The sequence below is a fragment of the Phenylobacterium sp. genome, from assembly GCF_035309685.1.
GTDB lineage: Bacteria > Pseudomonadota > Alphaproteobacteria > Caulobacterales > Caulobacteraceae > Phenylobacterium.
Genome location: NZ_DATGEX010000039.1, coordinates 42,461 through 68,334 on the forward strand (window position 1 = coordinate 42,461; position 25,874 = coordinate 68,334).

Genomic DNA, 25,874 nt, shown 5'->3' on the forward strand with positions numbered 1-25,874 from the left:
GGGCCGTGTACTGCTTCAGCTCGGCGTAGTTTGATCGCGCTTTGCCCGAGCTGCCGCGAGTTGTCCGGGCATTGAATATATGTATGTCAGAAATAACTCGACAAAACTCAACAATTCCTCGGCCTCATCACGAGTGAACTGCGCCTCATCATGCACCGCATCATTTCCCTCCAGGCGGACATGATGAGCCCAGTCTTTCAGATCACTAGTCAGGCGACCTTTTTCGGAAAGGTATTCTATTCTCTTGTAGACTGTTTCATTCTTAGCGAGATCGCCGCCCAAGAGTTTCTTCGTTGCAACGTCCACGACCTTCCGACTCATCGCGCCAGAGGCATCGTAGTGGCCCCGTCGGCAAGATTCCGCCGCCTGCCTAAAGAACGCTGCGAGCGGATCGGGAATGAACTGAGGGACGTCTCGCCGTGTCGGGACAGGGTAGGTGGTATAGAGCTTCCATCCGTGAGTACGGGGATCACCTTGGCATTTATTCGGAGAATTGTTTTTCGCCGACCCAACACTGCCGTCAAATATTCCAACAACAGCCTGCTCACAACCGCTGCAAATCATCATTTCCATAAAAGAATAGTCTAACCTGACTGGACGAGCACCGCACTCGTACACGATAGCGAACCCGATCTGCTCGGCGCCGCAATGGGGGCATTCCAGAATCAACGACGCCATGACTTCGAACCTTCCTAGTAAATTCAGTCTGATAGTCGCGGAGCAGGAGCACAAGGACGGTCCGGACGCTCATAGGCGGTTGCCGACCGTATTTCAGCGTATAGTTGTTTCGCGGCTGGTCGGGGGATCGTCGAATGCGGAACCTGTTTGCGCTTGCGCTGGGCCTCGTCGTCGTAGCGTCGGCCCCGTTGGCCCGCTCTGCTACGATTAATTGCTCGGTCAGGAGCGCGAACCCGACGGCCCAGGCCGTCTGCTCCGACTCCGACCTCCTTGACCTCCTGGGACAGGAAAACGGTCTCTACCACGACCGGATGCGCGAAAACCCGGACGTCGCCGACAACTACCGGACGACCGAAGCGGGCTTTATCCGCGCCCTGCTCCAATGCAACGGGGATCGCGGCTGTCTCCGGTTGGCTATGGAACATAGACGTCAGGACCTCGCCGATGCGTCCTCGGCTTCTGAAAGCACAAACCCCGCGTCCGCCCCGAATTCGACAGCCAGCAATCCAACCAGCGCCAGCCAAACCGTCGGCTCCCCAGACCAGCCGCCTCCTGCCAATTACGCGGCGCCGCCAGCCGACTCCCTATCCCTGGCGCCGGTTCCGGCCCCGGCGGGCGCTGCCGCAGGTTCGAGCGCGCCCGCTCAGCCCACGTCAACGCCCCTCACCTCAGCCCCAACGCCGCAACCCAGTTCCCCAGCAAGCGCGATCATCGGATTGCTGATGCTGTTGGCGATCCTGATCGTGCCGGTATTGGTCATTCGCGGCCGCTTCGCTGAGCGAACCCGCGCCCGCCTCGAATTCTGGAAGGTCGTTGACGAGTACGAAGGCGCGCTTACGCGCCGGTATCTCCAGTTGGTTCGGCGAAATGCCTACGGCGTCGAGGACAGACGGCAATGGGAAAGGGAACTTCAGGAGTTCTACTCCACGCGCATGGGGCCAGAACTTCGTCTACGCCGCGTGAAAGCGGACCTTGCCCGATCAATCATGGAGCTAGAGGCAACCAAGCTTGATCGGCGTGTGGAAGAAGCGGCGAAAAACCTGACGCTCGGAATGGCCTTTGATCCCAAGATGTCGCCGCGTGAGTTCGAAAACTTTTGCGCGGCCATAATGCAGCGAGGAGGGTGGACCACCGACGTGACCCAGTTCTCGGGCGACCAGGGCGTCGACATCTTCGCCCGCCGGGGCGACGACAGCATCGTCATCCAATGCAAGCTCTACTCGGGGCCGGTCGGCAACAAGGCGGTACAAGAAGCGCTGACGGGCAAGGTTCATATGGGAGCCCGCCGCGCCGCGGTCGTGTGCAGCACCTCGTACACGCCGCAAGCTCAGCACCTCGCCGCCACGACAGGAACCGAGTTGCTCCACTACAACCAGCTTGCCGATCTTTGAGACAACGGCCGCCGCCCACCCCAGAGCGCGTCCTTGAACGGGCGGCGCGGGCAAGCTCTCATCGTCAGTGGGATTGGGGCGGCGCCTAGGGCGTCGGGTCGGGTCCGCCCGCTTTGCGGAAGGCCTGGAGCTGGCTTCCCATCAGGTCCGCCATCTCGCGGAAGATGCGCAGGCTGCACCAGAGGTAGCCCCACATGAATCCGGTCGCGAAATAGAAGATCAGGACCGCGCCGGCCACCGTCGCCGCCCCCTGGGTTCCCACGGCGGTTCCGATCGTCGTGCACAGGCCGCCGATCGCGCCGGCCAGTGTGTTCAGCTGTACGAGCGTCGCGCCGATGATGATCTTGGTGAGCCAGTCCGAGATCTGCTCCAGATTGGTGTTTGGAATGAAGCCGGACGGGCCGCCAAGGGCGCCTCGGCGTTCCGCATCGGTCTGAAAGCGCGGCACGCCGAACAGAAACCCCAGGACGCTTCCCGACAGCCAGGCCGCCGAACCGACCAGCAGCAGGGTGCTCGAGACCCGGATGAACGCGGCGACCGACCAGCCGTAGACGCCGATCGCGACCGCCCCCAGGACGAAGGCGAACACCGCCATCAATTCCCAGAAACGGAAACGCTCCCGCGGCGGCGGCTTCTGTTCGGCCAATTTGAATCCCTCCCCGGCGTGCGCGCGGCGATGGGATCGAGGCCCCCGCCGGATCACGCCCTGGTTGTAATCTATCCCTCTGCCAGCCGCATAACAAGGTTCGCTTCGCGCGGCGGCGAACCTGGTCAAGGCGCCGCTGGGCGTCCTTGAACGGACTGCGCAGGCAGGCTCCCATCGTCGGCGGGATTGGGGCGGCGGCCACGCTCGACCCCGACGCGGCTAGCCCGGCCCCCCGCCGATCTCCACCTGGCCATCGCCGCCATCGTAGACCAGCCGGTACTGCCTCAGGAACGTTCGCCCCAGGATCACGCGATGCCACTGGCCGCCCTGGCGAAGTTTGACGCCCGTGAAGCTCTGGAACAGCAGGCGGTCGAGGCTGGGCACATAGATCCGCGCCATGTAGGTCGCCGCCCAGTGCCGGCCGCCGACGCCGCTGATGAAGCCTTCTTCGTGGATGATCAGGCCCAGCGACCGGGCGAGGTCGTCGTCAATGCAGTCGCCGCCGGCGCCGGTGTCGATCAGCGCCCGGACCCCCTTGGTCGGCAGATCGGGCTTTCCGTCCGTGTCGACGGTCCGCCGAAGGCCGATGTCGACCAGCAGCGTCGGCCCGAGTTCGGCGAGGAGGTCGGACGGCGACTTGCCGTCCTTGCCCTTCCTAAAGCCCGCCTGGGCCAAAGGAATGGGCCGGGGTGAAGATCATGCCGCCCGGAAGCTGGACCGGCGGCGCTCCAACCTGGCGGATCAGATACGGTCCGACATCGAAGCGTTCCAAGGCTTCTTCGGCCGCGGTCTCAAAGTCCTTGAATGCGCCGATATAGACGCCGGCATGGAACACGACCCACTCGTGGTCGTGCTCGGCTTCAAGCGTCGCTCTCATCCGCTCGAACGCGGCGATGTCGTCTTTCAGAACGCTCATCGATCATCCCCAATCGAGCGTTTGGAACATTGTTCGCCCCACCGAGCCAATCAACTTCATCGGACCGATGAATATTTGTCCGAGTCGGCGTCACAGGGGTTAACGTCGAGGCCCAGGCCCGGGCGCCCCAATTCGTGGCGGCCCGCCCGCCCCTGAACATTTTTGCTTTCCTTGCCGCCCCGCCACGGCGGCCTACACTCCATCCTGGGCCTTCGCGGCCCTGGGGGACGGCGGGATGCAGAAGACCGGGGCGGCATGGCGGTAGCCGGCGATCTGGCGATCGCGCGGGGCGACCGCCGCGCCTTCGGGCATCCGACGGGGCTCATTCCGCTGGCCGGGACGGAGCTGTGGGAGCGGATCTCGTTCCACGGGATGCTGGCGCTCCTCACCCTCTATCTCGCCGAGCAGCTGCTCCTGCCCGGCCACGTGGAGAAGGTCGTGGGCTTCCCGGCCTTCCGGGCGGTGATCGAGGGCGTCACCGGGCCGCTCAGCGTCCAGGCGCTGGCCTCGCAGATCTTCGGCCTCTACATCGGCTTCATCTACTTCACGCCGATCTTCGGCGGCTTCATCGGCGACCGGGTGATCGGGCGCAAGAACGCGGTGATCCTGGGCGCGGTGCTGATGACCTGCGGCCACCTGGCCATGGCCTTCGACCAGTCCTTCCTGCTGGCGCTGCTGCTGCTGATCCTGGGCGCGGGCTTCCTGCGCGGCAACCTGATCGCCCAGGTGGGCAAGCTCTATACATCCGGCGATCCCAGGCTGGCGTCGGGCCTGCAGATCTATGTGGCCATGGTCAACACCGGCGGCTTCATCGCCCCGATCATCACCGGCCTGTTGGGCCAGACCTGGGGCTGGCACTTCGGCTTCGGGTTCGCGGGCTTCGGCATGCTGATCGGGCTTGTGACCTACCTCGCGGGATCGAAGCACATCCCGGCCGACCCGCCGCGGCATGAGGTCCGCGCGACGGCGCCGCTCACCGGGGCGGAGTGGCGCACGGTCGGCTTCCTGATCGCGCTCCTGCCGCCGCTCACCCTCTACTGGATCGTCAATTCCCAGGAGTGGAACGTCTACAACATCTGGACCCGCGACCATGTGAACATGGTGGTCGGCGGATTTCACATGCCGATCGCCTGGATCCAGTCCCTGGGCAGCATCATCTGCGTCGCCCTGGTGCCGCTGGTCCTCGCCCTTTGGGACTGGCAGCAGCGCAACGGGCGTGAGTTCAGCAACATGGGCAAGATGGCGTTCGGCTGCGCCGTCATGGCGGCCTTCACCCTGCTCGACGGCGCGGCCAGCCTGATCTTCGGCGCGAGCGCGAAGATCCCGCTCATCTGGGTGATCGTGGACAATTTCGGGGAGTCGTTCGGCTACCTGTGGGTCGTGCCGGTGGCCATCGCCTTCTACACCCACACCGCGCCCAAGAAGGTCAACGCCATGATGGTCGGGGTCTACTACCTGGCGATCTTCGCCGGCAGCCTGATCAGCGGACGCCTGGGCGGCCTCTACGAGACCCTCTCGCCCACCGCCTTCTGGGCGCTGCACGCCGGCGTCGTCGCCGCGGCCGGGGCGATCTTCGGCGGCCTCGCCCTCTCCGGCGTCGCCGGCCGCTTCGCCCCCGAAGCGGCGTAAGCGCGCGCGCCAAAAATGTGCACTGCCGGGCGCTGAGCGAACGTCGTAAGCTCAGCGCCCTGGCGAGGCCCGCCCTGTGGCCGGCCTCGCCCACGGGGGAGGAAACAACATGCGTAGTCTCATCCTAGGCGCCGCGGTGCTGATGCTGGCCGGCGCGGCGGGCGCCGCCTCGGCCGCGGAAGACGTGGCCAAGACCCTGACCGACCTCGAGGCCAAGTGGTCGGCCGCGGGGCTCACTCAGGACGTCAAGGCGGTCGACGCGATCCTGGCGCCGGATTGGATCGGCCGCGGGCCGAGCGGCAAGCAGAACAACAAGGCCAAGGCGCTCGCCGAAATGAAGGACCCGACCAGCAAGACCACCGCGATCAAGAACCACGACGTCGTGGTCCGCGTGTTCGGCGATGTCGCGGTCGTGCAGGGCTATGACGACGAGACCGGCCTCGACAAGGGCAAGGACTCGAGCGGGACCTACAGCTGGACCGACGTGTTCCAGAAGCGCGGCGGCCACTGGATGGCGGTCGCCTCCCAGACCACCAAGGTCACCGGCAAATAGGCGGATGGCGCCGGGGGCGGCGGCGCGCCGCGGCCCCCCTATCCTCCCCACAACCGCTATGGCACGCTGCGGTTGCGCCTTGGGGGGAGCGGGTATCATGAAGCTGCGTATCATCGCCGTGGCGGCCGCCGCGGTCCTGCTGTCCGCGGCCGACGCGCGAGCGCAGTCGGTCTACAAGAATGCGGACTGGCTGCGGAAACCGACCGCCGGCGAGCTGATGAAGGTCTGGCCCACCGAGGCCCTGAAGAACGGGACGGGCGGCCAGGCGACCATCCACTGCTCGGTCAGCGTCCAGGGCGCGCTGTTCGACTGCAAGGTCACCTTTGAAACGCCGCCCGGCGCACATTTCGGGGACGCCGCCTTGGCGCTCGCGCCGCAGTTCCTGATGAGGCCGGCGACCCTTGACGGAAAGCCCGTCGTCTCTTCCGCCAACATCCCCATCAATTTCAAGTCGCTCGGCTACCGCCCGCCGCCGGACGCCTACGCCGGCAAGCCGGTGGTGAGCGCCAACATGGCCTGGCCCGAGGCGCCCAGCTACGCGGCCGTGGCGGCCGCCTACCCGGCCAAGGCGCGCGCCGCCCGGGTCGGCGGGCGGGTCAGCCTGGATTGCGAGATCAATCGGGAGGGGCGGCTCTTCCACTGCGACACGCTGACGGAGGAGCCAAAGCACGAGGGCTTCGGCGACGCCGCCAAGGCGCTGTCAAAGGCCTTCCGCGCCTTCCCGACGCTCAGCGACGGCAAGCCCGTCACCGGCGCCCACCTGCAGCTTCCCTTCGTCTTCGACCCGGCCATGCTGGACGCCGGCCAGCCGGTGATCGGCAAGGCCCAGTGGGCGGCGCTGCCGAACGGCCAGGATACCGTGGCCGCCTTCGGCAAGGTGGTGGCGACCGGCACGGCGCACGCGCGTCTCGCCTGCACGGTGCAGCAGGGGGGCTCGGTCGCCGATTGCAGCGTCCAGTCCGAGGACCCGGCCGGAACCGGCGTCGGCCAGGCGGCGCTGGGGCTCAGCCCGCACTTCCGCCTCACCACCTGGACCGCCGAGGGCCTGCCGACGGTCGGCGGGACCATCAACATCCCCCTCCGCTACGAAGCCGGCGCCAAGCCCGAGGGGTGAGCGCGGCGCAACAACCCCTGCTCCTCTCCCTCGGCGCTGCCGCGCCTGGGAGAGGAGCAGGTCGGTATATGTTCTCTTTTTGTTCCACCCTTGTCAACCCACAAAACCGGCCCGCGGCCGCCCGCCCTACCCCCGACCGCGACGGCATGACCGATGTTTAACTGGAGCTTGCGCCACGGCCACGCCTAGAGGGGGCGGATGCGCCCGATCATCCTCGCGCTCAGCGCGCTCGCCCTGCTCACCGCCGCCCCGGCCCAGGCCGCGCCAAACCCCGCGCCCGCCGCCGGCGGCGAGCCCAGGCTGGTCGACACGATCCCCGATTTCGCCCGCGCCTGGGAGGCGACGCAGGCGCTCCCCGACGCCGAGCGCGGGGCGGCGTTCGAGGCCGCCTTCGCCCCGGCGCTGCCGGGCTTCTACGACGCCGCGCGGTTCGAAACGCCGAAGGGCAAGGACGCCTACCGCGCCCGCCTGCTGCGCAACCTGAAAGCCTTCCCGCAGGATCGCGCGGGCATCGAGGACGTGGAGCACAGGTTCTCCGCCATGTTCGCGCCGGCGCTGAAGACCTTCGAGGCGCGGTTTGGCCCCATGCGCGGCTATGCGCCGATCTACCTGGTGCACAGCCTGGGCGAGTTCGACGGCGGCACGCGCGACCTGCCGCAGGGCGTGCGGCTGCTGTTCGGGGCCGACCTGATCGCGCGCATCCACAAGGGGCCGCAGGTCCAGCCGTTCTTCCACCACGAGCTGTTCCACATCCTGCACGAACGCAGCTTTGGCGACTGCCAGCCGGTCTGGTGCGGGCTCTGGAAGGAGGGGCTGGCGACCTATGTGGCGTCGCGGCTCAATCCCGGCGCCACCGACGAGGCCCTGCTGCTGACGCTGCCCGAGCCGATCCGCCCGGCGGTGGACGCCAACCGCAAGGCCGCGGTCTGCGCGGTGACCGCGCGGCTCGATTCCACCGACGACAAGGACGAGGCGCCGCTGTTCACCTTCCAGCGGCTGAGCCCGGAGCTGCCGCCGCGCTTCGGCTACTATGTGGGCTTCCTGGTCGCCCAGGAGCTCGGCAGGACCCGCTCGCTCGAACAGCTGACGAAACTCAGCCAGGCCCAGGCGAAACCGCTGATCGTCGCGGCCCTGCACGGCCTTGCGGACTGCGCGTCTTAGGCTGAAACAAAACATGAACACTTAATCTTCGGCCGCTGCCGCCGCCGGCCTTATTCTGCGCGGTTGGGTCTGGCGCTACGCGCCCGGCCCGCCGTCTTTCTCATGTCCAACATCGGCGCGCGCGGGTGACGTGTGCGCCCTATAGGGAGGGTTAGGAGTCTACTCCGACGGACCCAACTTTGGCGCTGATCTAGCCGCTCCGGCCCTTCCAGCGGAAGCCGTCCAGGGGCATGGCGCGGGCCGGCGCGCCCTCGCGGGTGGCGACCCAGGCGCGGCCCTCCTCGAAGGCCGTGACGCGGTAGATCGGCATGCCGCCGGCGTCGGCGGAGACCAGGTCTCCGATCTCCACCGGCCGCTGCGCGGTGTGGTCGAGCGGCGCCCACTCAAGGGTGCGTGCGGTCAGCATGGTCTTGGCCTCGTCGCGTCCGCCAAGGGTGGCGGATCGTCGGTGAGGTTGCGCCGGGCGCCCTGAGGCCAAGCTGAGCCGCCCGTTTAGCCGGCGTTCAGGAACGAAAACCCCCGCGCCTTGCGGCGCGGGGGCTGTGGCTTCGTTCCACGCGGCTCAGCGCGGGCGGCGGCTCACCGGCGCCAGGGCGGGGCGTCCTCGCGGTTGGCCCAGCGCAGGGTGTCGCGCAGCTGATCCAGGCGGCCTTCCAGCTCGCTGCGTTCCCGGCCGTCCAGGTGGCCGTCGCGCATCATGCGGTTCTGGCGAGCCAGGATGCCGTTCAGGGTGTTCTGCGCCCGCTTGATGTCGTGGCGGGTGAGCGAGCCGTCCGACCGCGCGCGGTCCAGGCGTTCCTGCATCCAGGCTTCGCGGCGTTCGAGCGACCACTCGCCGCCGGCCATCTGGCCCTGCGGCATGGCGACCACGGGCGGCGGGCCGCCGGGGCCGGCGACGGGACCGTTCTGGCGCATCCAATGGATCGAGCGCGACAGACCGTCCAGGCGCTGCTGCAGGCGGCCGCGGTCCATGTCCGACAGTTCCCCGCCACTGCGGCTGCGCAGATTTTCCATCTCGCCACGGATCGAGGCCAGCTCGCGATTGGCGCGGGCCGCCTCGCCCGGATCGATCTGGCCGGCGCGGATGCCCTCCCGCACGCGGCCTTCGAGCATTTCGAGCTGTTCGCGGAAGCCGTGGCCCGGCTGCACGGGCCCGCCGGCGGAGGGTTGGAATTGCTGCGCCATCGCGGGCGCGGCGGACGTAAGGGCCGAGGCGGCCAGCGCCACGACGAAAAGGGACTTCATAAGGGGGAAACTCCGGCTGCAGGCGCCACATGGCGCATTGTTGCAGTCCCGAAACGTTCCTGGCCCGCTTTCGTTGCGTTCAGCGCAGGCCCGCGGCGTGCGCCGCATAGGGCGTGATCCACGCCGTGGCGCTGGAGAACAGGCCCAGCAGCAGGATCCGGTAGGCCCAGCCCAGCAGGCGGTACTTCTTCCCCGAGAGCACCTGACCGTTCTGGTAGATGTCGCGGGCGAAGGCCTGGAAGACCGCGTGGTTGTCGGTGAGGCCGCTCAGCAGGGTGCGGATGTATTGGTCCTCCGACATGTGGCTGAAGGCGCCGAAGAACAGGATGTTCGGCGCGCCCTGCGCGGGGCCCGGGGTCTTGACCGACGGCAGCACCGCCAGGACCGCCAGCGTCGCCGCCAGGAAGGCCGTGCCGCCCAGGATCAGCACCGGCGCCTGCGGGATGGCGCCCGGATGCGACTGGCCGAGCGACAGCGAGAAGATCACGAAGGTGATGGCCAGCAGCATGCTGGCCTTCTGGTCGGCCATCTGGCTGAGCTGGTACTGGATCTGCTGGGTGTTGCGCAGCAGTTGCACGGTGTCCGGTCCATAGGGCGGCTGCCCCGCGGGTCCCGTCCCGACCAGGGCCGCCTCCGCCAGCCCCGCGGCCTCCAACGCCCGTTCCCCGTCCGCCATGCTCACGCCCCTAGACCCAGCGTGACTATGGAAGGCGTTCGCAAGTTCGCATGTCAAGCGAACTGGGCGGTGAGGTCTAGAACCCCGCCAGCTTCATGCCATAGGTCAGGACGAAGGCCGAGGCGCTGAGAAACAGGCCCGCCAACAGGACGCGATAGGAATAGCCCAGCAGCCGGTACTTCTTCACCGCCAGCACGTGGCCGTTCTGATAGATGTCGCGGGCGAAGGTTCGGAAGACCGCGCGGTTGTCGGTGAGGCTGTCGAGCAGCTTGTCGATGAAGGCCTCCTCCTCCATCTGGCCGAAGGCGCCGAAGAACAGGATGTTGGCCGGCCCGTCCGGCCCAACGTGCGGCGGCGTCACCGACGGCAGCACCGCCATCACCGCCAGCGTCGCGGCTACGAAGGCGGCCGCGCCCATGATCAGCAGCGGCAGGGGCTCCGACCCGCCCTTCGCCTGGCCCAGCGCGAGCGAGAAGATCACGAAGGTGATGGCCAGCACCATATTGGCCTTCTGGTCGGCCATCTGACTCAGCTGGTACTGGATCGCCTGGGTGGTGCGCAGCAGGTGCACCGCGTCCGGCCCGAAGCCGTGGCGCGACGCCTCGCCCGGAATGCTCCCAGACGGCCCTCCCGGCGCGGCGGCGGCCGCCGCCAGCGGTTCTCCATCAGCCATGGCCGTTCCCCCCGAAAACACCAGGATACATGAAACTTGTTCGCAAGTTCGCATGTCAAGCGAACGGGCGCCTGTACGGATGGTCGCACCTTGGTTTGGGTGGGAGCTTCGGCCCGGCCCTATTCCCCGCCGGTCTTCGCCTTGCCGGCCGACGCCCGCTCGCCGGCGCGCATGCCGCTCAGGATATCGGGCAGGGCGTAGTTCCCCTCATGGCAGGCGTATTCGTAGATCGCCTTGGGGCCGGCGTTCAGGCTCATCTCGGCCTTCCAGGGGCGGGTGTAGTAGGTCGGATCCTCCACCTCGAACGCATAGAGGATCTGCTTGGCCGAGACCCGGGTCAGGCGCTCGGTCACGCGGCCTTTGGGGGTCAGGAAGATCGGCCCGGCGCGCCCCTGCTCGGCGTTCACATTGACCGTCTCGATCACCAGGGTGTCGCCCTCCCACCACGCCGTCGAGTCACCCAGCCACAACGCCAGCGCCGCGGGGCCGTGCGCCGCCTGGGCGGCGGCCTTGGAGGCGAAAACCGGCACGCCGCGCGCGTCGTGGATCATCTCGACCTCGATGACCACGTACTTGGCCGTCTGCAGGATCTGGTAGTTGGAGTTGTAGATGTTGTTCAGCATCCCCGGCCCGCCGGAGCCTCGGCTGGAGATGATGCAGCGGTCCCAGGGCTCGAAGGCCTCGGGGTTGTCGGGCCGGTCGGCGTCGCGGCTGTAGGCATTGGCCTTGGCCACCAGCGCCTTGCCCTGCGCCGAGAGCGGCAGCTGGCCGTCCGCCGGGTCGACGATCCAGGAGGTGCGGTACTGGCCCTTCACCTCGCCCATGGTGTTGCCGGGGTCGAGCCAGAAGGCGTTGTAGCCGCCGGGATCGCCCACGCCGGGCGCGCCGGCCTTGGGGTCGATGGGCGCGGCGTCACGCTCCTGGCGCGCCACCAGCGGGCTCGACTTGGCGAAGGCCTCGGCCTCGGCCTTGCTGATCGTCAGCGTCGTCTGGCCAGGCGGCCGGGTCAGATGAGTCACCGAGGCATTGGACCAGACGCCCGACAGGTCGGCGTGCCCGTCCGCCGCGCGCGGCACGCCCTCAGCGCTCGCGCTGGACGCCAAGGCCACAAACGCGGCCGCAAAGATCAAGGCTCGGATCATCGGTCCCCTCATGCGCCCAGCTTTCTGGCGCCCGCCACAATTCGTGAATAGCGAATTTTTGATCGAGGCGAGCTTGGCCCTCAGCCTGTACGGTTATGCGACGGCGGCGACGCCCTCGTAGGCGCCTTTGGGGGAATGCATGAAATCTCGCGATCTGATCACCGCCTTGGCCATGCTGCTCGGCGCCGCCGGCGCCGCGGACGCCGCCTCGCCCAAAGCCGCCGTCCATGCCTGGCGCGTGGCCCATGAGCGCGAAATCCTCGCCGACTTCACCGCCCTGCTCGCCAAGCCCAATGTCGCCACCACGCTCGCCGACGTCGACGCCAACGCGGCCTATATTTCCGGCCTCCTGGAAAAGCGCGGCTTCAAGACCCAGCTGCTGCGCGCCGACCCCGGCACGCCGGCCTCGGTCTTCGCCGAGCTGAAGGTCCCCGGCGCGACCCGCACCGTCGTCTTCTACGCCCACTACGATGGTCAGCCGATCAGCCAGAAGGGCTGGATCTCGACGCCCTTCGAGCCCTCCATGCGCACCGCGCTCCCGGAGGCCAGGCCGGTCGACTGGAAGGCGGCCGCCACGCTCGATCCGGACTGGCGGCTGTTCGCCCGCTCGGCCGGCGACGACAAGGGCTCGATCCAGGCGCTGATCTCGGCTTTCGACGCGCTGCAGGCCTCAGGCATCAGGCCCAGCGTCAACATCAAGCTGCTCTACGAGGGCGAGGAGGAGCAGGGCTCGCCCCACTTCGCCAGGCTGGTGGCCAGGAACCTGGAGACGGTGCGCGGCGACCTCCTGATCATGGGCGATGGGCCCATGCACCAGTCCGGCAAGCAGGAGATCAACTTCGGCAACCGCGGCATCACCGGCTTCAAGGCCACGGTCTACGGCCCGCTGAAGCCGCTGCACGACGGCCACTACGGCTCCTGGGCGCCCTCGCCGACGGTGATGATCGCCGGCCTGGTGACGAGCCTGCGCGATGACTCGGGTCACATCCTGATCCCCGGCATCTATGACGACGTGACCCCGGTCTCGGCCGCAGACAAGGCCGCGCTCGCCGCGCTGCCCGACGTCGAGACCGGCCTGAAACAGGCGCTGGGCCTTGGCCGCAACATCGGACCGGGACGCCTCGCCGACGGCTACATGACGCCCACACTGAACGTCCGCGCCATCCACGGCGGCGACGACGGCCCCAACGCCGCCAACGCCATCGCCACCGAGGCCAACGCCTCCTTCGACTTCCGCCTCGACCCCGGCGAGACGCCCGGGCGCGTGCGCGCGCTCACCGAAGCCTATCTGCAGAAGCAAGGCTGGTTCATCGTCCGCGCCACGCCGGACCTCGCCACGCGCATGGCCCACCCCAAGATCGTCAAGGTCGAGTGGGACGAGGGCTCTTCCATCGCCACCGAGTCGCCGATGGACGGGCCGGCCGCCAAGGCGGTCGCCGCCTCGATCTCGCGCACGGTGGGCTATCCGGTCCTGAAGCTGCCGTTCTCCGGCGCCAGCTCCGGCATGGCCGAGATCGTCAACCAGCTGAAGGCCCCGATGGTCGGGGTCTCGATCGCCAACTACGACGACAATCAGCACGCCCAGAACGAGAACCTGCGCCTGGGCAATCTGTGGGACGGGATCGAGGTCTACGCCGGCCTGCTCGCCGACCTGAACTGGTAGCCGAGCCTCATCCCAGGAATATCCAGGCGCCGGTGAGCGTGGCCATGTTGACGCCCACCAGGATCATCTGGTTGGGCGCGCCATTGATCGCGCCCATGTCGATGACGGTGTCCGCGCCGACCTGGCTCACCGTGTAGGTCGTGCCAGGGTCGAGTTGCACCCGGTCGCCCTCGGCCAGGTTGAAGTCGAGCACCTTGTCGATCCCGGCGTCCTGGCTGCCGTGGAAGGTGTCGGCGCCCGAGCCCCCGCTCTCGGTGTCATTGCCGCGATCTCCGGAGATGAAGTCGTTTCCGGCCCCGCCCGAGATCGAGTCGTCGCCCTGGCCGCCCCGGCACTGGTCGTTGCCGTCGCCGCCGTCGCAGGTGTCGTTGCCGAGGTTCCCCCAGACGATGTCGTTGCCGGCGTCGCCGAACAGCAGGTCGTTGTCCTTGCCGCCCACCGAGAAGTCGTCGCCCGCGCCGCCGTGGACGGTGTCGTCGCCCATGTTGCCGTTGATGTCGTCGAAGCCCGAGCCGCCGTTCAGGACGTCGTCGCCCGCGTCGCCGCGCAGGTAGTTCTGGGCGTCGCCGCCGGTGACCGTGTCGTTGCCGGTCCCGGCGTTGATCGTCGAGCCGCCGGCCGCGCCGACCAGGAAGTCGCCCCCGTCGGTGGCCGCGGGCGCGCTCGCCTGGACGCTCACCGTATAGGTGCCGGCCGTCGCATCCTCGAAGGAGCCGACCTCGACGTAGTAGGTCCCGCTCACCGTCGGGTGGATCACCAGGCTGGAGTCGAAGGTGTCCGGATTGGCGTCATCGTTGCTGGCGATCCGCGCGCCGGTCGCGTCGTGCAGGCGCAGGATGGAGTCGTCGAGCGTCCCGCCGCCGCCCGTCTCGCCGACGATGCTGGCCACATAGTCGGTCCCGGCGTTGAGCTGCACGGCGTACCAGTCGCGGTCGCCGACGATCTCGATGCTGCCGACGATCGGCGCGCCGACGCTCAGCTGCCCGAACGGATGGGTCGTGTCGCTGAAGCTGTTGGCGAAGTCGTCCGCGCCGGGCAGCGGCGTCGCCGGCGGCGTCCAGCCGATGACGTCCAGCACCCGAAGGTCGGTCTGCGACATGCTGATGGAGATGTCGGCGCCGCCGCCCCCAAAGGCGTCGAAGAAGGTGTTGTCCCAGTCGCCGAGGTCCTGGCCGTCGTTGGCGCCAATCGCACTGATCGAGTTGTGGAAGATGAAATTCGTCAGGTGGGTCGGGTCCACCCCGAACACCGCCACGGCGCCGTCCGAGCCCCCCGTATAGTCGTGCTGACCGTTCACGTTGTAGCGGAAGAGGTCGAAGATATCGTAGTTGTTCCCCGTCAGGCCGAGGTCCTGGTTGCGGCCGAAGACCCCCTCGGTGATCTCGTGCTCAATCGTGCCCACGACATCCTGCCCGAACACCCACGGCTGGTTGCTGCTGAGGATCACGGTGTCGTCGTTGGGCATGCCGCTGGGGCCCTGCAGGCCGAGCGCCTGGGCCTGGCCGGAGGTGACGGCGAAGCCCAGCCCGCCGGAGGGATCGACCGCCGGCAAGGCGGCGACCGCCAGCTGATCGTCGGCCGTCGTGGCGTGCGCCGCCAGAGCCGCGGTCACCGTCGCGTAGCTGTAGTTGGTGATGAAGAAGTCGTTCTCGGCGATGCCGTCGCCGGCCAGAGGCGTGAACTCGAAGGTCACGCCGACCGTCACCGGATTGACGAAATGGGTCTGGAGGAAGTTCTCGGCGGTGATGATGTTGTTGCGGTAGGCGTCCGAGACGCCGGGCTCGTAGGTATTTTGAAAAACCAGCCCGCTTCCCGCCAGCGTGACCGTCTCACTACTCACAGGCATTACTGGCCCCCCGGCGAGGGGACATTGGGGCGGCGCAGCTTTTGGTTGTCAATACGGGTTTTATAGGGCCGCACGGAACCGCAGCGGCATGGTCTTCGGGCCCGAGATGAAGTTGGACGCCAGCCATTCGGGCGGCGCGGCCAGCTCGAAGCCGGTCATCCGGGTCAGCACCTCGCGCAGCATGGCGTCGATCTCGATGCGGGCGATGTGCTGCCCCAGGCACCCGTGCGGGCCGGTGCCGAAGGCGATGTGCGGGTTGGGGTCCCGCGCCAGGTCCAGGGTCTCCGGCGCCTCGAAGGCCGCCGGGTCGCGGTTGGCGGCGCCGAAGTACATGACCACCTTGTCGCCCTCGCGGATCCGCTGGCCGGCCAGCTCGACGTCGTGGCGGGCGGTGCGGCGCATGTAGATCACCGGGCTCGTCCAGCGCAGCAGCTCTTCCCGCGCCGACGGCAGCCGCGCGTCGAGGTCCGCCATCAGCCAGGCGAACTGCGCCGGGTGCTCCATCAGGGCCAAGAGGCCGCCGGACAAGAGGTTGCGGGTCGTGTCGCCGCCGGCGTCGACCAGCAGCAGGAAGAACAGCAGGAACTCCATGTCCTCCAGCCGCCGCCCGTCGACCTCGCAGGCCAGCAGCTTCGAGGTCAGGTCGTCGCCGGGCCGGGCGCGCTTTTCGGCGATCAGCTTGGAGCCGTACTCGAACATCTTCAGCACCGCCTGTCCGCCCGCGCCCGGCGGCAGCGCCTCGGGCGCGGTGTGGATGGTCTCGGTCAGCTTGTAGAGCTCGCGCCCGTCCTCCAGCGGCAGGCCCATCAGCTCGGCGATGACGAAGGACGGCATCTCGCCGGCCACTTCGGCCACGAAGTCGCACGCGCCCTTTTCGATCACCGCGTCGACGATGCCGCGCGCCAGCGCCTGGATGCGCTCTTCCCGCAGGCGCGCCGCCGGCAGGGTGAACTCCGACCGGATCAGCTTGCGGAACGCCGTGTGCTCCGGCGGATCCATCATCAGCATCATCTTGTAGGGTCCAAAGCCCGCCGCCTGCTCCGCCGCCGGGTCGGAGATCATGATCGTCGGCTGGGAGGAATAGTTCTGGAAGTCGCGATCCACCGCCCAGACGTCGGCATGCCGCGTCACCGCCCAGAAGCCGCGCCCGTCCGGCTCGTCATGCCAGCGCACGGGCGCGTGCTCACGCAGCCACCGATACTGATCGTGCGGCTGACCGGCGGCGAAGCTGGCGGGCGACAGCAGGTCGATCTTCATGGCCACCCTATTTGCTGATCCGCGACAGTTCGAACTCGGCGACGCCCTCATGGCTGCGCAGGTGGCCGGAGAGCTCGTCGAAGCAACGGTCGGCGCGGGCCACGACGTTGCCGCTGAACTCCACCACCGCGCCGTCGCTCCTGAGCGCGTAGCTGACGTCGCGCAGGCTGACACCGAAGCCCTCCAGCATCTCCAGCAAGCCATCCCTGTCGGGCGCGCTCGGGGCGCGGAAGCGCAGCACCGCCCAGGCGTAGACGCGGCTCGGCGCCCGGTCCTCCACCCAGCGCAACACCACGAGGGTCGTGAGAACGCCGCCCGTCGCCATGACCCCGGCGCCGTAGTCGCCCACGCCGAACAACAGGCCCACCGCCGCGATCGCCCAGACCGAGGCCGCCGTCGTCAGGCCCTGGACGTTGACGCCCTCCTTGAAGATCACGCCCGCGCCCAGGAAGCCGATGCCGGTCATCACGCCTTGGGCCATCTGCGGCGCGCGGGTGACCTGCATGGTGGCCGCCGCGGCCAGCGCCACCAGGGCGTGGGTGCGGAAGCCCGCGGCGCGGCCGTGGTAGCTGCGCTCCGCGCCGACCAGCCCGCCGGCGATCCAGGCGGCGGCGAGTTGCAGGGCGATCTGGGCGTAGGTCTCTGTCATGGCGTAGGTTCGAGGATGCCCAGGAGGACGCCCCCATGTCGAGACGCGAGCCGGTGCTCAATCCCGTTCCGATCAAGTCGCTGCATCCCACCCAGATCACCGTGGGCTTCCGGGAAGTCGCCGAAAAGCGCCGCGAATGGCGCGAGCGGTCCGACAAGAAGGGCAGCGAATATCTCGGCCGGCACATGATCCCCATCGTCTGGGGCCCCAAGGACCGCGCCTATATCCTCGACCATCACCACCTCTGCCGCGCCCTGCTCGAGGACGGGGTCGAGGAGGTGCTGGTGGACGCGATCCTCGACCTGCGCACCCTGAGCGGCCGCGAGTTCTGGAGCTATCTGGACAACCGCGCCTGGTGCCATCCCTACGACGAGACCGGCGCCCGCGTCGGGTTCAAGGCGATCCCGGCCAAGGTCGCGGCGCTCAGGGACGACCCCTACCGCAGCCTGGCCGGAGAGCTGCGCCGCGCCGGCGGCTTCGCCAAGGACATCACGCCCTTCAGCGAGTTCATCTGGGCCGACTACCTGCGCCGGCGGGTGAAGCCCAAGCTGGTCGCGGGCGACTTCGGCTCGGCGCTGACCCGCGCGCTGAAGCTCAGCAAGGCCCAGGCCGCGAACTACCTGCCCGGCTGGTGCGGACCCGACCCGATGGACAACGACTGACGCCGCCGCCCCCGAACCCCCGACTAGGCGCCTCGCGGCCGCAATGGTAGCTGGCGGCATGGTCCTACGCCTTCTCCCGTCCGCGCTCGCGGCCGCGCTCATCGGCGCCTCGCTCACCGGCTGCCTGACCCAGCAGATCAAGCCGCCGCCCAGCCAAGCCATCCTGCAGGCGCGCGCCGCGCACGCCGCCAGGCCCGCGGCCTGCGCGCCGCTCGCGCTGGACGCCATTTCGCCGGTCGAGGCCGGTTTCCCCTTCGACGACGCCACCGTCACCGAACTTGGCCAGAAGCGCCTGGCCGCCGCGGCCCAGTGGCTCGCCTGCAATCCGGGCGTCGAGGTGGTCATCAAGCCCGACGCCGACAATCACGGCGACGACGCCCATCTGAACGACCTGGCGCAGCGCCGCGGTAAGGCGGTCGCCGACCAACTGCGGAGCCTCGGCGCCACAGCCGCGGTGCTGCGGATTCTGCCCCGCGACGGCGCCGACCCGGTCACCGCGCCGCACCTGCTGATCAACGCGACGGGGCGCGGCTGGTAGGCGACCTCACGCCGCATTACCGCGAATTATCTTTCGTCGGCGCACAAGTGGAGCGACAAGGCGCGAAGACGGATTCGCGCTGAGGGGCCGCCCGTCGTTCTGGAGTCTTAGCGCTTGATCGCCCTTTTCGCCGCCGCCGCCGCTTCGGTCGCGCTCAGCCCGCCCGACCTGTCGTCCCGCCTGCCGCCGATCGTGCGCGAGCCGCAGATCACCTATGTCGATCGCTCAGGCGCGACGCTGGGCGTGCGCGGCGGCCAGTTCGCGCCGCCGGTGGACCTCGCCCGCCTGCCGCCTTACGTCCCCGCCGCCTTCGTCGCCATCGAGGACCGCCGGTTCTACGAGCACTCGGGCTTCGACCCGGTCGGCATGGCCCGCGCGGTGGTGTCGGACCTCGCCAAGGGCACGGCCCGCGAAGGCGCATCCACCATCACCCAGCAGCTGGCCCGCAACCTCTACCTCAGCAACACCAAGACCCTGGAGCGGAAGGCCGACGAGCTGGTCATCGCGCTGAAGCTCGAGCAGACCTACTCGAAGAAGCAGATCCTGGCGCTCTACCTCAGCCGGACCAACTTCGGCTCCGGCGCCTATGGGCTGGAGGCGGCCGCCCAGCGCTATTTCAACAAGCCGGCGGCGAAGCTGACCATCCGCGAGGCGGCCATGCTGGCGGCGATCATGAAGTCGCCGACCAACTACGACCCGGCCAACTTCCCCGACCGCAACGCCGAACGCACCAGGCTGGTGCTCGACGCCATGGTCGAAACCGGCGCGATCGGCGAGGCCGACCGCGACAAGGCGCTCGCCCAGACGCCCAAGGTCTGGAAGACCGCGCCCACCGCGCCGGCGCAATATTTCATCGACTGGCTGGACGGCCAGACCCGCGCCGCCGTGGGTCCGCTGAAGCAGGACCTGGTGGTCGAGACCACGCTGGACCTGCCCAGCGAAATCGCCGCGGGCGAAGCCATCGTCGCCGCCACCGGCAAGTACGCCAAGCAGGGCGTCAGCCAGGCGGCCCTGGTGTCGCTGGACGGTTCGGGCCGGGTGCGCGCGCTCGTCGGCGGCGTCGACTATGTGAAGGGCCCGTTCAACCGCGCCGTCGACGCCCACCGCCAGGCGGGCTCGGCCTGGAAGCCCTTCGTCTACGCCGCGGCCATGGAGTCCGGCCGCACGCCGGACCTGATGGTGGTGGACGAGCCGGTGACCATCAACGGCTGGTCGCCGCACAACATGGAGCCCGAGTTCATGGGCCAGATCACGCTGGAGACGGCGCTGGCGCACTCGGTCAACACCGTCGCCGCGCGGCTGGCCGACGAGGTGGGCCGCGAGAACGTCGCCGCCGTGGCCCACCGCATGGGCATCAACAGTCAGATCAACACCGACCCGGCCATGGCGCTCGGCACCAGCCTGGTCACCCCGCTGGAGATGGCCCAGGCCTACGACGCCTTCGCCAACGGCGGCTACCGCATCCAGCCCTACGCCATCGAGCGCATCCGCACGGCCGGCGGCCAGGTGCTGTTCGCGCACAAGACCGAGCTCGCGACCCAGGCGCTCGCCAACCCGGCGGAGGGCGAGATGCAGCAGATGATGCGTGCGGTCATGGCCCGCGGGACCGGGACCCACGCCAGCTTCCCGGGGCACGACTTCGCCGGCAAGACCGGCACCACCACCGACTACAAGGACGCCTGGTTCTGCGGCTTCACCGGCGGGATCACCACCGTGGTCTGGACCGGTCGCGACGACGCCAAGCCGATGCAGCGGATCATGGGCGCGAGCGCGCCGTCGGAGATCTGGCGCGGCTATATGATGACCGCGGTCAAGCATCTGCCGAACGGGCCGATCCCGCCCGGGCCGCCGGCCCCGCTGCCGGTGGTCCCGACCCCGGTCGCGACGCCCGCGCCGGCCGTTGCGCCGGCCCAGGCCACGCCGGCCAGCCCCGCCTAAGGCCAATCGACATTCAACGAACTTGGACATCCTAGCGTCCTCGCCCCCTTGCGGGGCGAGGGTAGGGAGTGGGGGTGTCAGCTCGGCGCTTATAGGGCCGAAGCACTGGCCTCACAGCTTGCACCCCCACCCCTGACCCCTCCCCGCAAGGGGGAGGGGAAGCTGATCGCCGGTCCGCCTGCGCGCGGAACCAGGCGGCCAAGCTTGCGGTTCTGAGGGGCTGTACCCGCAGGAAGGACCGTGAAGATGAAATCGGCATACATCGCGCTCGCCGCCCTGGGCGCGCTCGCGCTCGGCGTTTCGGGCTGCGACCAGAGCCGCAAGGCCGAGGCCGACACCGGCACCGCCAAGGCCGTGGTCTCGACCGACGCGCCGGCGTCCGCCGTGCCCAATTCGCAGCTGGAGACCCAGGCCGTGCAGGCCGCCACCGCCGCCTCGACGCCGGTCGACGGCTCAGGCCCGGTGACCAACCAGACGCCCGCCGTTCCGCCGGCGGCGCCCGCGAAGAAGTAGGATCAGTTGTAGCTGACGGTGACGGTCAGTGAGCCCGAATAGGCCTGAACGGGCGTGGCCGCGCTGAGATCGAAGGCGCCGCCGAAGCGCAGCTCCTGCATGCCCGACGCCGGAATCACGCCGAGCGCGCCGCTGGCCGGCACAGGCGCCGAGGCCGAGACCTTGGTCAGGCCGGGCTGGGCGAAGGTCAGGTTCTGGGTGGTTGTGTAGGTCACCCCGGCCGGGCCCACGATGCTGAACTTGGCCACGCTCACCGCGCCGGCGACCTTGGTCGCGTCGCCCGTGCCCGTCAGGGTCACCAGATTGCTGGCGGCGTCGAGCGTGATGGTGTTGGCGCCGGCGTTGCCGGGCTTGGTCACCGCGCCGAAGTCGAGCCCCTGCGTCGCCTGCAGGGTGACGGGCGCGAGCACGGTCACGCTCGCCGTCGCCACGGCGGTCAGGGTCCCGCCCGCCGACGCTGCGGTCGCGGAGAGCGCGAGAACGGTGGCCGATACGGCCGCTGGAACCACATTCTGCAGTTTCATGCTGCAGAGAATAGCCGCCGAGTCTTTAGATCGGGTTTCTGCAAGTAACTATGATCGTGTTCTATTTCGATACACGTGAATAACGAACGATTACCAACTAGTCGTCAGCGATCTATATTCTAAACAGCGTCTTTATGGTCGTGGTTAAGCTTGGGTTTCCGCGCGCTTCGGCGTTGAGGGCGCGATAACCATGGCGGCGCGGGTATCCGCCCGGTGGCCGCTGCGCCCCGAACATGCTCAGGTGCGCGCCTCAGCGACGGGGCGCGGCGCGGCCATGAAGACCTACCGGATCGGGGTGATCGGCCTGGGCCAGCGGATCGCCCATGTGCTGGCCGCCATGGCCGAGGTGGGCTGGCGCCTGGAGGTCGCGGGCCACGCCGATCCGGCGCCGGTGGGCGCGCCGATCCTGGCCGCGGCCGGCATCGCGTCGGGCCGGGCCTTCGAAACGCCCGCGGCCTTGCTGGCGGCCGGACCCTACGACCTGGTGATGATCGGCTCGCCCAACCACCTGCACTTCGAGCACCTCAATCTGGGGCTCGACGCCGGCTGGCCGGTCTTCGCCGAGAAGCCCATCGTGCGCACCCAGGCCGAGAGCCTGGCGCTGGCCGCCCGGCTGGCGACAACCAAGACACCGCCGCTGTTCATCGGCTTGGTCATGCGCTCCATGCCGATCGTGCGCGAGGTGGTCGCGCGGATCGACGCGGGCGAGCTTGGCGAGATCGTCTCCATCGACGCCACCGAGCACCTGCCGCCCGAGCACGGCGGCTATCTGGCCCGCAACTGGCGCCGCCGGCAGGCTTGGGGCGGCTCCTACCTGCTCGACAAGGTCTGCCACGACTTCGATATCTTCGCCCGGCTGGCCGGGGCGCGCCCGCGCAGGATCGCGAGCTTTGGCGGGCGGCGGATCTTCACCGCCGAGCGGGCCGACACCACGCCGCGCACCTGGGACACCGGCGAGGCGGCCTACGCCTTCGACCCCGGCTGGCAGGGCGCCAATGACGCCTTCCAGTCGGACATGGACGTCACCGACCACCAGACCGCGATGATCGAATACGAGAACCAGGTGCGCCTGTCGTTCCACGCCAACAGCCACGTGGCGCTGCCCGAGCGGCGCTGGTACGTCGCCGGGACCGAAGGCACGCTGATCGCCGACCTGGCGCGCAACCGCCTGATGGTCCGCCGCGCGCTCAGCCGCGGCAAGCCCGAGCGCATCGACTTTGGCGAACGCACCGCAGACGCCCACAATGGCGCCGACCAGGCCATGGCGCGTGACCTGCTGGCGAGCCTCGGAGCGGGCGCTCCGTTCCCGGTGACCCCCTTCGACAGCCTGGAAGCCGGCCTGACGGTCATGGCCATCGACGAGGCCATGGAGTCCGGCGAGGTGCTCGATTGCCGCCCGATGTGGGCGCGCTATGACGCGGTCGTGAAGGGCTAGGTCGATGCTCGGATTGGGGCCTGAGCTTCCCCTCCCCCTTGCGGGGAGGGGTCAGGGGTGGGGTGCAAGCTGTGAGGACTGCGCTTCGGCCCCATAAGCACGGCGATGACACCCCCACTCCCTACCCTCGCCCCGCAAGGGGGCGAGGACGCCAAAAGCATCAACCTGATTGGAGGGCGATTGGCTCTAGGTCGCAGGCGGCGGCGTGACCAGGGCTTCGCCCAGCAGGCGCTGCAGCAGCGGCGCTTTCGGATAGGGCTCGTGGACGTACTGGCGGAAGCCCTCGGCGACGGTGCGGCCAAAGTCCTTGCCACGGCGGCGCGACCAGGCCTCCATGGAGCCCAGATGATCGGCGATGCCGTGCTGGCGCGCCACCCATTCCGCCTGGCTGACGTGGGCGGAGAGCATCTGCTGCTTGCGCGCAAAGCCGCCTTCGATGTCCGCGCCGAAGTCGGCTGCGATGCGGTTTCCCTCGCGGTCGCGCCCGCCGATCGGGTCCATGAAATAGAGGTGGGGGATCGCCTCCAGCGCCGTGGCCGGGCCCGTGCGGTAGTTGGGCACGGAGGCGGCGAAGCAGGCGTCGCGGGTCAGCTGGCTCGCGGCCTCGTGGTCAGGGTGATAGTCGGCGGGCGAGGCGGCCAGCACCACGTCCGGCGCCGCCCAGCGGATCAGCTCGGTCACCGCGCGGCGCGAGGCGTCGTCGTTGAACACGCCCAGGTCGGCCAGGTCGGCGCAGCGGTATTGCGCGCCGATCAGGGCGGCGGCGGCTGCGGCCTCGGCCTTGCGGATGGCCCCGGTGGCGGCAAGGTCGGTGGCGGCCGAGCCGCACTCGCCGGCGGTCAGGGTCGCGATGCGGATGGCGTGCCCCTGGGCCGCCAGGATCGCCAAGGTTCCGGCCGCCAGGTGCTCGATGTCGTCGGGATGGGCGTGGACCGCCAGGATGGTCGCCATGCCGCGAGGCTAGGCCAGAGCGCAAACGAAAACCACCGGCCGGGTCGCCCGGGCCGGTGGTCTGTCGGAGTCGGGGCCGCCCGCGCTCAGTTGTAGGTGATCGTGACCGCCAGCGTGCCGGTGTAGGTCTGCGGCACCGTGGTCGGGGTGACGTCGAACTGGCCGCCGTAGCTCAGCATCGCGGTGCCGTTGGCGGCGAGGTTGAAGGTCGGACCCGCGCCGGTGGCGCCGGTGACCAGCGGGGTCCCCGCGGCGATGTTGATCAGCTGCCCGGCCGGGGCGAAGCTGAGCACGGCGCTCGGCGTGAACGAAATCCCCGGCGTGGTCACCAGGCTGAACTTCGCCGAGGTCGTGGTGCTGGCGACGACCGAGCCGTCGCCGCCGCTCTTGGTGACGTTGTTGGCGGTGTCGAGGATGAAGGTGGTGTTGCCGTTGGCGCCGCTGGGACGAACGACGGTGCCGAAGTTCATGTCCTGGGTCTTGGTCAGCGTGGTCGGCGAGACGACGATGACGCTGGAGACCGCGGACGCGTTCAGCGTGCCGGCGGCGAAGGCGGCGGTGGCCAGGGTGGAAAGCGCGAGCGCCGAACCGGCCGCGATCAGGACATTGCGAAGCTTCATAGTACCCCTCGACTCGATGCCGCGCCTTAACCAAGCGAGGCGACTGGTTAATCTGCAAACCCGGATGTCGCGCCCGATCCCGTAATGGCACACACAGTCAGGTCTCGATTCCGTGGAGAGCAAGTCTCGGACCCGGCTGGGTTTTACTGGCGTCCCGCCCTGGAAAATCGGCGATATCGCGTTGAGATGCCGCACCTGCGGATGCCTAACGGTAATGGCTAACGCCCCAGGGCGCTGAAGACCGCGAGATGTCGGCCGGAATCGAAGGCGCGGGGTGGTGAGCGGCCCCATGCGCCGTCCCAGACCAAGACAGTCCGGGAACTACGGCCCCGCTGGGGACTAGTTCTTGATGAAGGCCGCGACCTGCTGGGCGAGGTCGCGCGGGTCGAAGGGCTTCTCCACGGTCAGCGCGCGCTCGACGCTGAACTGGCCGGCATGCGGTCCCTGGCCGGAAATGTAGATCACCTTGATGGCCTCGTTGAGCCGCCGCGCGCAGCGGGCGACGTCGAAGCCGGTGACTCCGGTCCCAAGGTTGATGTCGGTGACCACGGCCGCGAAGCTGCGGGCCTCATGTTCCAGGGTCTGGTAGGCGGTGCGGTCGTCCAGCGCGACGGTCACCTTGAAACCGGCGTCGCTCAGCGCGTCGCGGGTAAGTTCCGCAACCTCGCGCTCATCCTCGACCAGCAGAACACAGACCATCAGGACGCACTCCGAAGATGCGTCGCATAGCCGACACATTGCGTCCAAGCAATGCAGATCCTGTGTGAAACCAAAGATTTATTGCGGCCAAGCTTGTTTGCGCCGCTCTTCAGCGCCCCAGCCGCCAGCCCATTTCCTTGATCAGCACCTCGTAGAACTCCGGCGTATAGGCGGCCTCCGGGTCCTTGCGCACCATGGCGTCCATCGCCACGGCGTCGTTCCCCACCAGGATCCGCCAGCGCTCGGCCTTGACCCCGTCCAGGATGATCGTCGCCGCCTCACCCGCCGTCGTCGGCGCGTCCTCCAGGAAGCGGCGGGCCTGTTCGTCGACCATGGCCTGCAGGGCCGTGTCCGGCAGCTGGCTGACATCCACGCCCATGCGCGAAATCCGGGTGCGCGCCCGCGCCAGGTCGTCGGCGCTCAACGCGTCCTCGTCGCGGCCGCTCATCACCTTGCGCGAATTGGCGACGATGGAGGTGCCGATGTGGCCCGGCATCACCACCGAGACCTTGATGTTGGGCGCGGTCAGCGCGAGATCGGTGATCAGCGCCTCGGAGAAGCCCTTCACCGCGAACTTCGCCGCCGCATAGGCCGTGTGGCTGACGTTGGGACCCAGGCTCGCCCAGAAGCCGTTGACGCTGGAGGTGTTGACGATGTGCGCCTCGTCGGCCGCCTGCAGCATGGGCAGGAAGGTCCGCACCCCCAGGTAGACCCCGCCCCAGCAGACGTTGAAGGTCCGCTCCCACTCCTCGCGG

The 25,874-nt window shown here is 68.6% G+C and carries 28 protein-coding genes; 11 read left to right on the plus strand and 17 right to left on the minus strand.

All coding sequences use genetic code 11. The annotated features are described in order from the left end of the window. Nucleotides 1–15: 15 nt before the first annotated feature. Nucleotides 16–678, minus strand: coding sequence for a DUF4145 domain-containing protein (locus VKQ35_RS12390; protein ID WP_324362009.1), 663 nt, complete (start codon nucleotides 676–678; stop codon nucleotides 16–18). A 134-nt stretch (nucleotides 679–812) separates the two neighbouring features. Here VKQ35_RS12390 and VKQ35_RS12395 point away from each other — a divergent pair, with 134 nt between their 5' ends. Then, nucleotides 813–2,069, plus strand: a complete 1,257-nt coding sequence (locus tag VKQ35_RS12395; RefSeq protein WP_324362010.1) for a restriction endonuclease — start codon at nucleotides 813–815, stop codon at nucleotides 2,067–2,069. Between the two features lie 85 nt (nucleotides 2,070–2,154). On the opposite strand, the gene VKQ35_RS12400 is transcribed toward VKQ35_RS12395, so the two are convergent. From VKQ35_RS12400 to VKQ35_RS12410, 3 genes are all read right to left on the minus strand, one after another. Then, a complete protein-coding gene (locus tag VKQ35_RS12400; protein ID WP_324362012.1) occupies nucleotides 2,155–2,844 on the minus strand; it encodes a hypothetical protein in 690 nt (229 codons plus the stop codon). Nucleotides 2,845–2,934: 90 nt separating this feature from the next. Then, nucleotides 2,935–3,390, minus strand: coding sequence for a hypothetical protein (locus VKQ35_RS12405; protein WP_324362014.1), 456 nt, complete (start codon nucleotides 3,388–3,390; stop codon nucleotides 2,935–2,937). Beyond that, nucleotides 3,371–3,631, minus strand: coding sequence for a hypothetical protein (locus tag VKQ35_RS12410; RefSeq protein ID WP_324362016.1), 261 nt, complete (start codon nucleotides 3,629–3,631; stop codon nucleotides 3,371–3,373). Before VKQ35_RS12410 ends, VKQ35_RS12405 begins: the two co-directional genes overlap by 20 nt. A 255-nt stretch (nucleotides 3,632–3,886) precedes the next feature. Between VKQ35_RS12410 and VKQ35_RS12415 the strand changes: the two genes are divergently transcribed. The 4 genes from VKQ35_RS12415 (at nucleotide 3,887) to VKQ35_RS12430 (ending at nucleotide 8,088) form a co-directional block, all read left to right on the plus strand. Further along, entirely contained in the window at nucleotides 3,887–5,260 is a 1,374-nt protein-coding gene (locus VKQ35_RS12415) for a peptide MFS transporter (RefSeq protein WP_324362018.1), read from the plus strand. A 109-nt stretch (nucleotides 5,261–5,369) separates the two neighbouring features. Next, nucleotides 5,370–5,813, plus strand: coding sequence for a nuclear transport factor 2 family protein (locus tag VKQ35_RS12420; protein WP_324362020.1), 444 nt, complete (start codon nucleotides 5,370–5,372; stop codon nucleotides 5,811–5,813). Nucleotides 5,814–5,910: 97 nt separating this feature from the next. Then, nucleotides 5,911–6,927, plus strand: coding sequence for a TonB family protein (locus tag VKQ35_RS12425; RefSeq protein WP_324362022.1), 1,017 nt, complete (start codon nucleotides 5,911–5,913; stop codon nucleotides 6,925–6,927). Nucleotides 6,928–7,125: 198 nt separating this feature from the next. Further along, on the plus strand, nucleotides 7,126–8,088 hold the full coding sequence (locus tag VKQ35_RS12430) for a hypothetical protein (RefSeq protein WP_324362024.1): 963 nt from the start codon (nucleotides 7,126–7,128) through the stop codon (nucleotides 8,086–8,088). Between the two features lie 190 nt (nucleotides 8,089–8,278). On the opposite strand, the gene VKQ35_RS12435 is transcribed toward VKQ35_RS12430, so the two are convergent. The 5 genes from VKQ35_RS12435 to VKQ35_RS12455 form a co-directional block, all read right to left on the minus strand. Beyond that, the gene (locus VKQ35_RS12435) at nucleotides 8,279–8,494 is read right to left on the minus strand and encodes a hypothetical protein (RefSeq protein ID WP_324362026.1); all 216 of its coding nucleotides are present in this window, start codon (nucleotides 8,492–8,494) and stop codon (nucleotides 8,279–8,281) included. Nucleotides 8,495–8,667: 173 nt separating this feature from the next. After that, nucleotides 8,668–9,333 carry a hypothetical protein gene (locus VKQ35_RS12440; protein WP_324362029.1) on the minus strand — a complete coding sequence of 222 codons (666 nt, stop codon included), beginning with the start codon at nucleotides 9,331–9,333 and terminating at the stop codon, nucleotides 8,668–8,670. A 79-nt stretch (nucleotides 9,334–9,412) separates the two neighbouring features. Beyond that, nucleotides 9,413–10,009, minus strand: coding sequence for a Pycsar system effector family protein (locus tag VKQ35_RS12445; protein ID WP_324362031.1), 597 nt, complete (start codon nucleotides 10,007–10,009; stop codon nucleotides 9,413–9,415). 76 nt (nucleotides 10,010–10,085) lie between these two features. Further along, nucleotides 10,086–10,682 carry a Pycsar system effector family protein gene (locus VKQ35_RS12450; protein WP_324362033.1) on the minus strand — a complete coding sequence of 199 codons (597 nt, stop codon included), beginning with the start codon at nucleotides 10,680–10,682 and terminating at the stop codon, nucleotides 10,086–10,088. A gap of 119 nt (nucleotides 10,683–10,801) precedes the next feature. Continuing rightward, nucleotides 10,802–11,824: a hypothetical protein gene (locus VKQ35_RS12455; RefSeq protein ID WP_324362035.1), complete on the minus strand. Its 1,023-nt coding sequence runs from the start codon at nucleotides 11,822–11,824 to the stop codon at nucleotides 10,802–10,804. 139 nt (nucleotides 11,825–11,963) lie between these two features. Between VKQ35_RS12455 and VKQ35_RS12460 the strand changes: the two genes are divergently transcribed. Continuing rightward, entirely contained in the window at nucleotides 11,964–13,487 is a 1,524-nt protein-coding gene (locus tag VKQ35_RS12460; protein WP_324362037.1) for a M20/M25/M40 family metallo-hydrolase, read from the plus strand. A gap of 7 nt (nucleotides 13,488–13,494) precedes the next feature. Here VKQ35_RS12460 and VKQ35_RS12465 read toward each other — a convergent pair whose 3' ends face one another. From VKQ35_RS12465 to VKQ35_RS12475, 3 genes are read right to left on the minus strand one after another with little or no spacing between them, the layout of a single operon-like run. Then, the gene (locus VKQ35_RS12465; RefSeq protein ID WP_324362038.1) at nucleotides 13,495–15,333 is read right to left on the minus strand and encodes an NF038122 family metalloprotease; all 1,839 of its coding nucleotides are present in this window, start codon (nucleotides 15,331–15,333) and stop codon (nucleotides 13,495–13,497) included. A 60-nt stretch (nucleotides 15,334–15,393) separates the two neighbouring features. Continuing rightward, entirely contained in the window at nucleotides 15,394–16,590 is a 1,197-nt protein-coding gene (locus VKQ35_RS12470) for a cytochrome P450 (RefSeq protein ID WP_324362040.1), read from the minus strand. 7 nt (nucleotides 16,591–16,597) lie between these two features. Then, nucleotides 16,598–17,239: an MgtC/SapB family protein gene (locus VKQ35_RS12475; protein WP_324362042.1), complete on the minus strand. Its 642-nt coding sequence runs from the start codon at nucleotides 17,237–17,239 to the stop codon at nucleotides 16,598–16,600. Nucleotides 17,240–17,274: 35 nt separating this feature from the next. Between VKQ35_RS12475 and VKQ35_RS12480 the strand changes: the two genes are divergently transcribed. From VKQ35_RS12480 to VKQ35_RS12495, 4 genes are all read left to right on the plus strand, one after another. Further along, on the plus strand, nucleotides 17,275–17,901 hold the full coding sequence (locus VKQ35_RS12480) for a ParB-like protein (protein ID WP_324362045.1): 627 nt from the start codon (nucleotides 17,275–17,277) through the stop codon (nucleotides 17,899–17,901). A 58-nt stretch (nucleotides 17,902–17,959) separates the two neighbouring features. Then, complete coding sequence (locus VKQ35_RS12485) at nucleotides 17,960–18,439, plus strand: hypothetical protein (protein ID WP_324362046.1); 480 nt, start codon at nucleotides 17,960–17,962, stop codon at nucleotides 18,437–18,439. A gap of 114 nt (nucleotides 18,440–18,553) precedes the next feature. After that, nucleotides 18,554–20,377 carry a PBP1A family penicillin-binding protein gene (locus VKQ35_RS12490; RefSeq protein ID WP_324362049.1) on the plus strand — a complete coding sequence of 608 codons (1,824 nt, stop codon included), beginning with the start codon at nucleotides 18,554–18,556 and terminating at the stop codon, nucleotides 20,375–20,377. 246 nt (nucleotides 20,378–20,623) lie between these two features. Then, nucleotides 20,624–20,890: a hypothetical protein gene (locus VKQ35_RS12495; RefSeq protein ID WP_324362051.1), complete on the plus strand. Its 267-nt coding sequence runs from the start codon at nucleotides 20,624–20,626 to the stop codon at nucleotides 20,888–20,890. Between the two features lie 2 nt (nucleotides 20,891–20,892). Here VKQ35_RS12495 and VKQ35_RS12500 read toward each other — a convergent pair whose 3' ends face one another. Further along, on the minus strand, nucleotides 20,893–21,414 hold the full coding sequence (locus VKQ35_RS12500) for a DUF4402 domain-containing protein (RefSeq protein ID WP_324362053.1): 522 nt from the start codon (nucleotides 21,412–21,414) through the stop codon (nucleotides 20,893–20,895). A 274-nt stretch (nucleotides 21,415–21,688) separates the two neighbouring features. Between VKQ35_RS12500 and VKQ35_RS12505 the strand changes: the two genes are divergently transcribed. Beyond that, nucleotides 21,689–22,849: a Gfo/Idh/MocA family oxidoreductase gene (locus VKQ35_RS12505; RefSeq protein ID WP_324362055.1), complete on the plus strand. Its 1,161-nt coding sequence runs from the start codon at nucleotides 21,689–21,691 to the stop codon at nucleotides 22,847–22,849. Nucleotides 22,850–23,035: 186 nt separating this feature from the next. Here VKQ35_RS12505 and VKQ35_RS12510 read toward each other — a convergent pair whose 3' ends face one another. The 4 genes from VKQ35_RS12510 to VKQ35_RS12525 form a co-directional block, all read right to left on the minus strand. Beyond that, entirely contained in the window at nucleotides 23,036–23,800 is a 765-nt protein-coding gene (locus VKQ35_RS12510) for a PIG-L family deacetylase (protein ID WP_324362057.1), read from the minus strand. Nucleotides 23,801–23,886: 86 nt separating this feature from the next. Next, the gene (locus VKQ35_RS12515) at nucleotides 23,887–24,420 is read right to left on the minus strand and encodes a DUF4402 domain-containing protein (protein ID WP_324362059.1); all 534 of its coding nucleotides are present in this window, start codon (nucleotides 24,418–24,420) and stop codon (nucleotides 23,887–23,889) included. Nucleotides 24,421–24,759: 339 nt separating this feature from the next. After that, a complete protein-coding gene (locus VKQ35_RS12520) occupies nucleotides 24,760–25,119 on the minus strand; it encodes a response regulator (RefSeq protein WP_324362061.1) in 360 nt (119 codons plus the stop codon). A gap of 109 nt (nucleotides 25,120–25,228) precedes the next feature. Continuing rightward, a partial coding sequence (locus tag VKQ35_RS12525; RefSeq protein WP_324362063.1) for an SDR family oxidoreductase occupies nucleotides 25,229–25,874 on the minus strand: 646 nt, incomplete at its 5' end.

Coding starts and splice junctions, on each gene's coding strand:
- VKQ35_RS12390 (WP_324362009.1), bottom strand. CDS start 678: ATGGCGTCGTTGATTCTGGAATGCCCCCATTGCGGCGCCGAGCAGATC.
- VKQ35_RS12395 (WP_324362010.1), top strand. CDS start 813: ATGCGGAACCTGTTTGCGCTTGCGCTGGGCCTCGTCGTCGTAGCGTCG.
- VKQ35_RS12410 (WP_324362016.1), bottom strand. CDS start 3,631: ATGAGCGTTCTGAAAGACGACATCGCCGCGTTCGAGCGGATGAGAGCG.
- VKQ35_RS12415 (WP_324362018.1), top strand. CDS start 3,887: ATGGCGGTAGCCGGCGATCTGGCGATCGCGCGGGGCGACCGCCGCGCC.
- VKQ35_RS12420 (WP_324362020.1), top strand. CDS start 5,370: ATGCGTAGTCTCATCCTAGGCGCCGCGGTGCTGATGCTGGCCGGCGCG.
- VKQ35_RS12425 (WP_324362022.1), top strand. CDS start 5,911: ATGAAGCTGCGTATCATCGCCGTGGCGGCCGCCGCGGTCCTGCTGTCC.
- VKQ35_RS12430 (WP_324362024.1), top strand. CDS start 7,126: ATGCGCCCGATCATCCTCGCGCTCAGCGCGCTCGCCCTGCTCACCGCC.
- VKQ35_RS12435 (WP_324362026.1), bottom strand. CDS start 8,494: ATGCTGACCGCACGCACCCTTGAGTGGGCGCCGCTCGACCACACCGCG.
- VKQ35_RS12440 (WP_324362029.1), bottom strand. CDS start 9,333: ATGAAGTCCCTTTTCGTCGTGGCGCTGGCCGCCTCGGCCCTTACGTCC.
- VKQ35_RS12445 (WP_324362031.1), bottom strand. CDS start 10,009: ATGGCGGACGGGGAACGGGCGTTGGAGGCCGCGGGGCTGGCGGAGGCG.
- VKQ35_RS12450 (WP_324362033.1), bottom strand. CDS start 10,682: ATGGCTGATGGAGAACCGCTGGCGGCGGCCGCCGCCGCGCCGGGAGGG.
- VKQ35_RS12455 (WP_324362035.1), bottom strand. CDS start 11,824: ATGATCCGAGCCTTGATCTTTGCGGCCGCGTTTGTGGCCTTGGCGTCC.
- VKQ35_RS12460 (WP_324362037.1), top strand. CDS start 11,964: ATGAAATCTCGCGATCTGATCACCGCCTTGGCCATGCTGCTCGGCGCC.
- VKQ35_RS12465 (WP_324362038.1), bottom strand. CDS start 15,333: ATGCCTGTGAGTAGTGAGACGGTCACGCTGGCGGGAAGCGGGCTGGTT.
- VKQ35_RS12470 (WP_324362040.1), bottom strand. CDS start 16,590: ATGAAGATCGACCTGCTGTCGCCCGCCAGCTTCGCCGCCGGTCAGCCG.
- VKQ35_RS12475 (WP_324362042.1), bottom strand. CDS start 17,239: ATGACAGAGACCTACGCCCAGATCGCCCTGCAACTCGCCGCCGCCTGG.
- VKQ35_RS12480 (WP_324362045.1), top strand. CDS start 17,275: ATGTCGAGACGCGAGCCGGTGCTCAATCCCGTTCCGATCAAGTCGCTG.
- VKQ35_RS12485 (WP_324362046.1), top strand. CDS start 17,960: ATGGTCCTACGCCTTCTCCCGTCCGCGCTCGCGGCCGCGCTCATCGGC.
- VKQ35_RS12495 (WP_324362051.1), top strand. CDS start 20,624: ATGAAATCGGCATACATCGCGCTCGCCGCCCTGGGCGCGCTCGCGCTC.
- VKQ35_RS12500 (WP_324362053.1), bottom strand. CDS start 21,414: ATGAAACTGCAGAATGTGGTTCCAGCGGCCGTATCGGCCACCGTTCTC.
- VKQ35_RS12505 (WP_324362055.1), top strand. CDS start 21,689: ATGAAGACCTACCGGATCGGGGTGATCGGCCTGGGCCAGCGGATCGCC.
- VKQ35_RS12510 (WP_324362057.1), bottom strand. CDS start 23,800: ATGGCGACCATCCTGGCGGTCCACGCCCATCCCGACGACATCGAGCAC.
- VKQ35_RS12515 (WP_324362059.1), bottom strand. CDS start 24,420: ATGAAGCTTCGCAATGTCCTGATCGCGGCCGGTTCGGCGCTCGCGCTT.
- VKQ35_RS12520 (WP_324362061.1), bottom strand. CDS start 25,119: ATGGTCTGTGTTCTGCTGGTCGAGGATGAGCGCGAGGTTGCGGAACTT.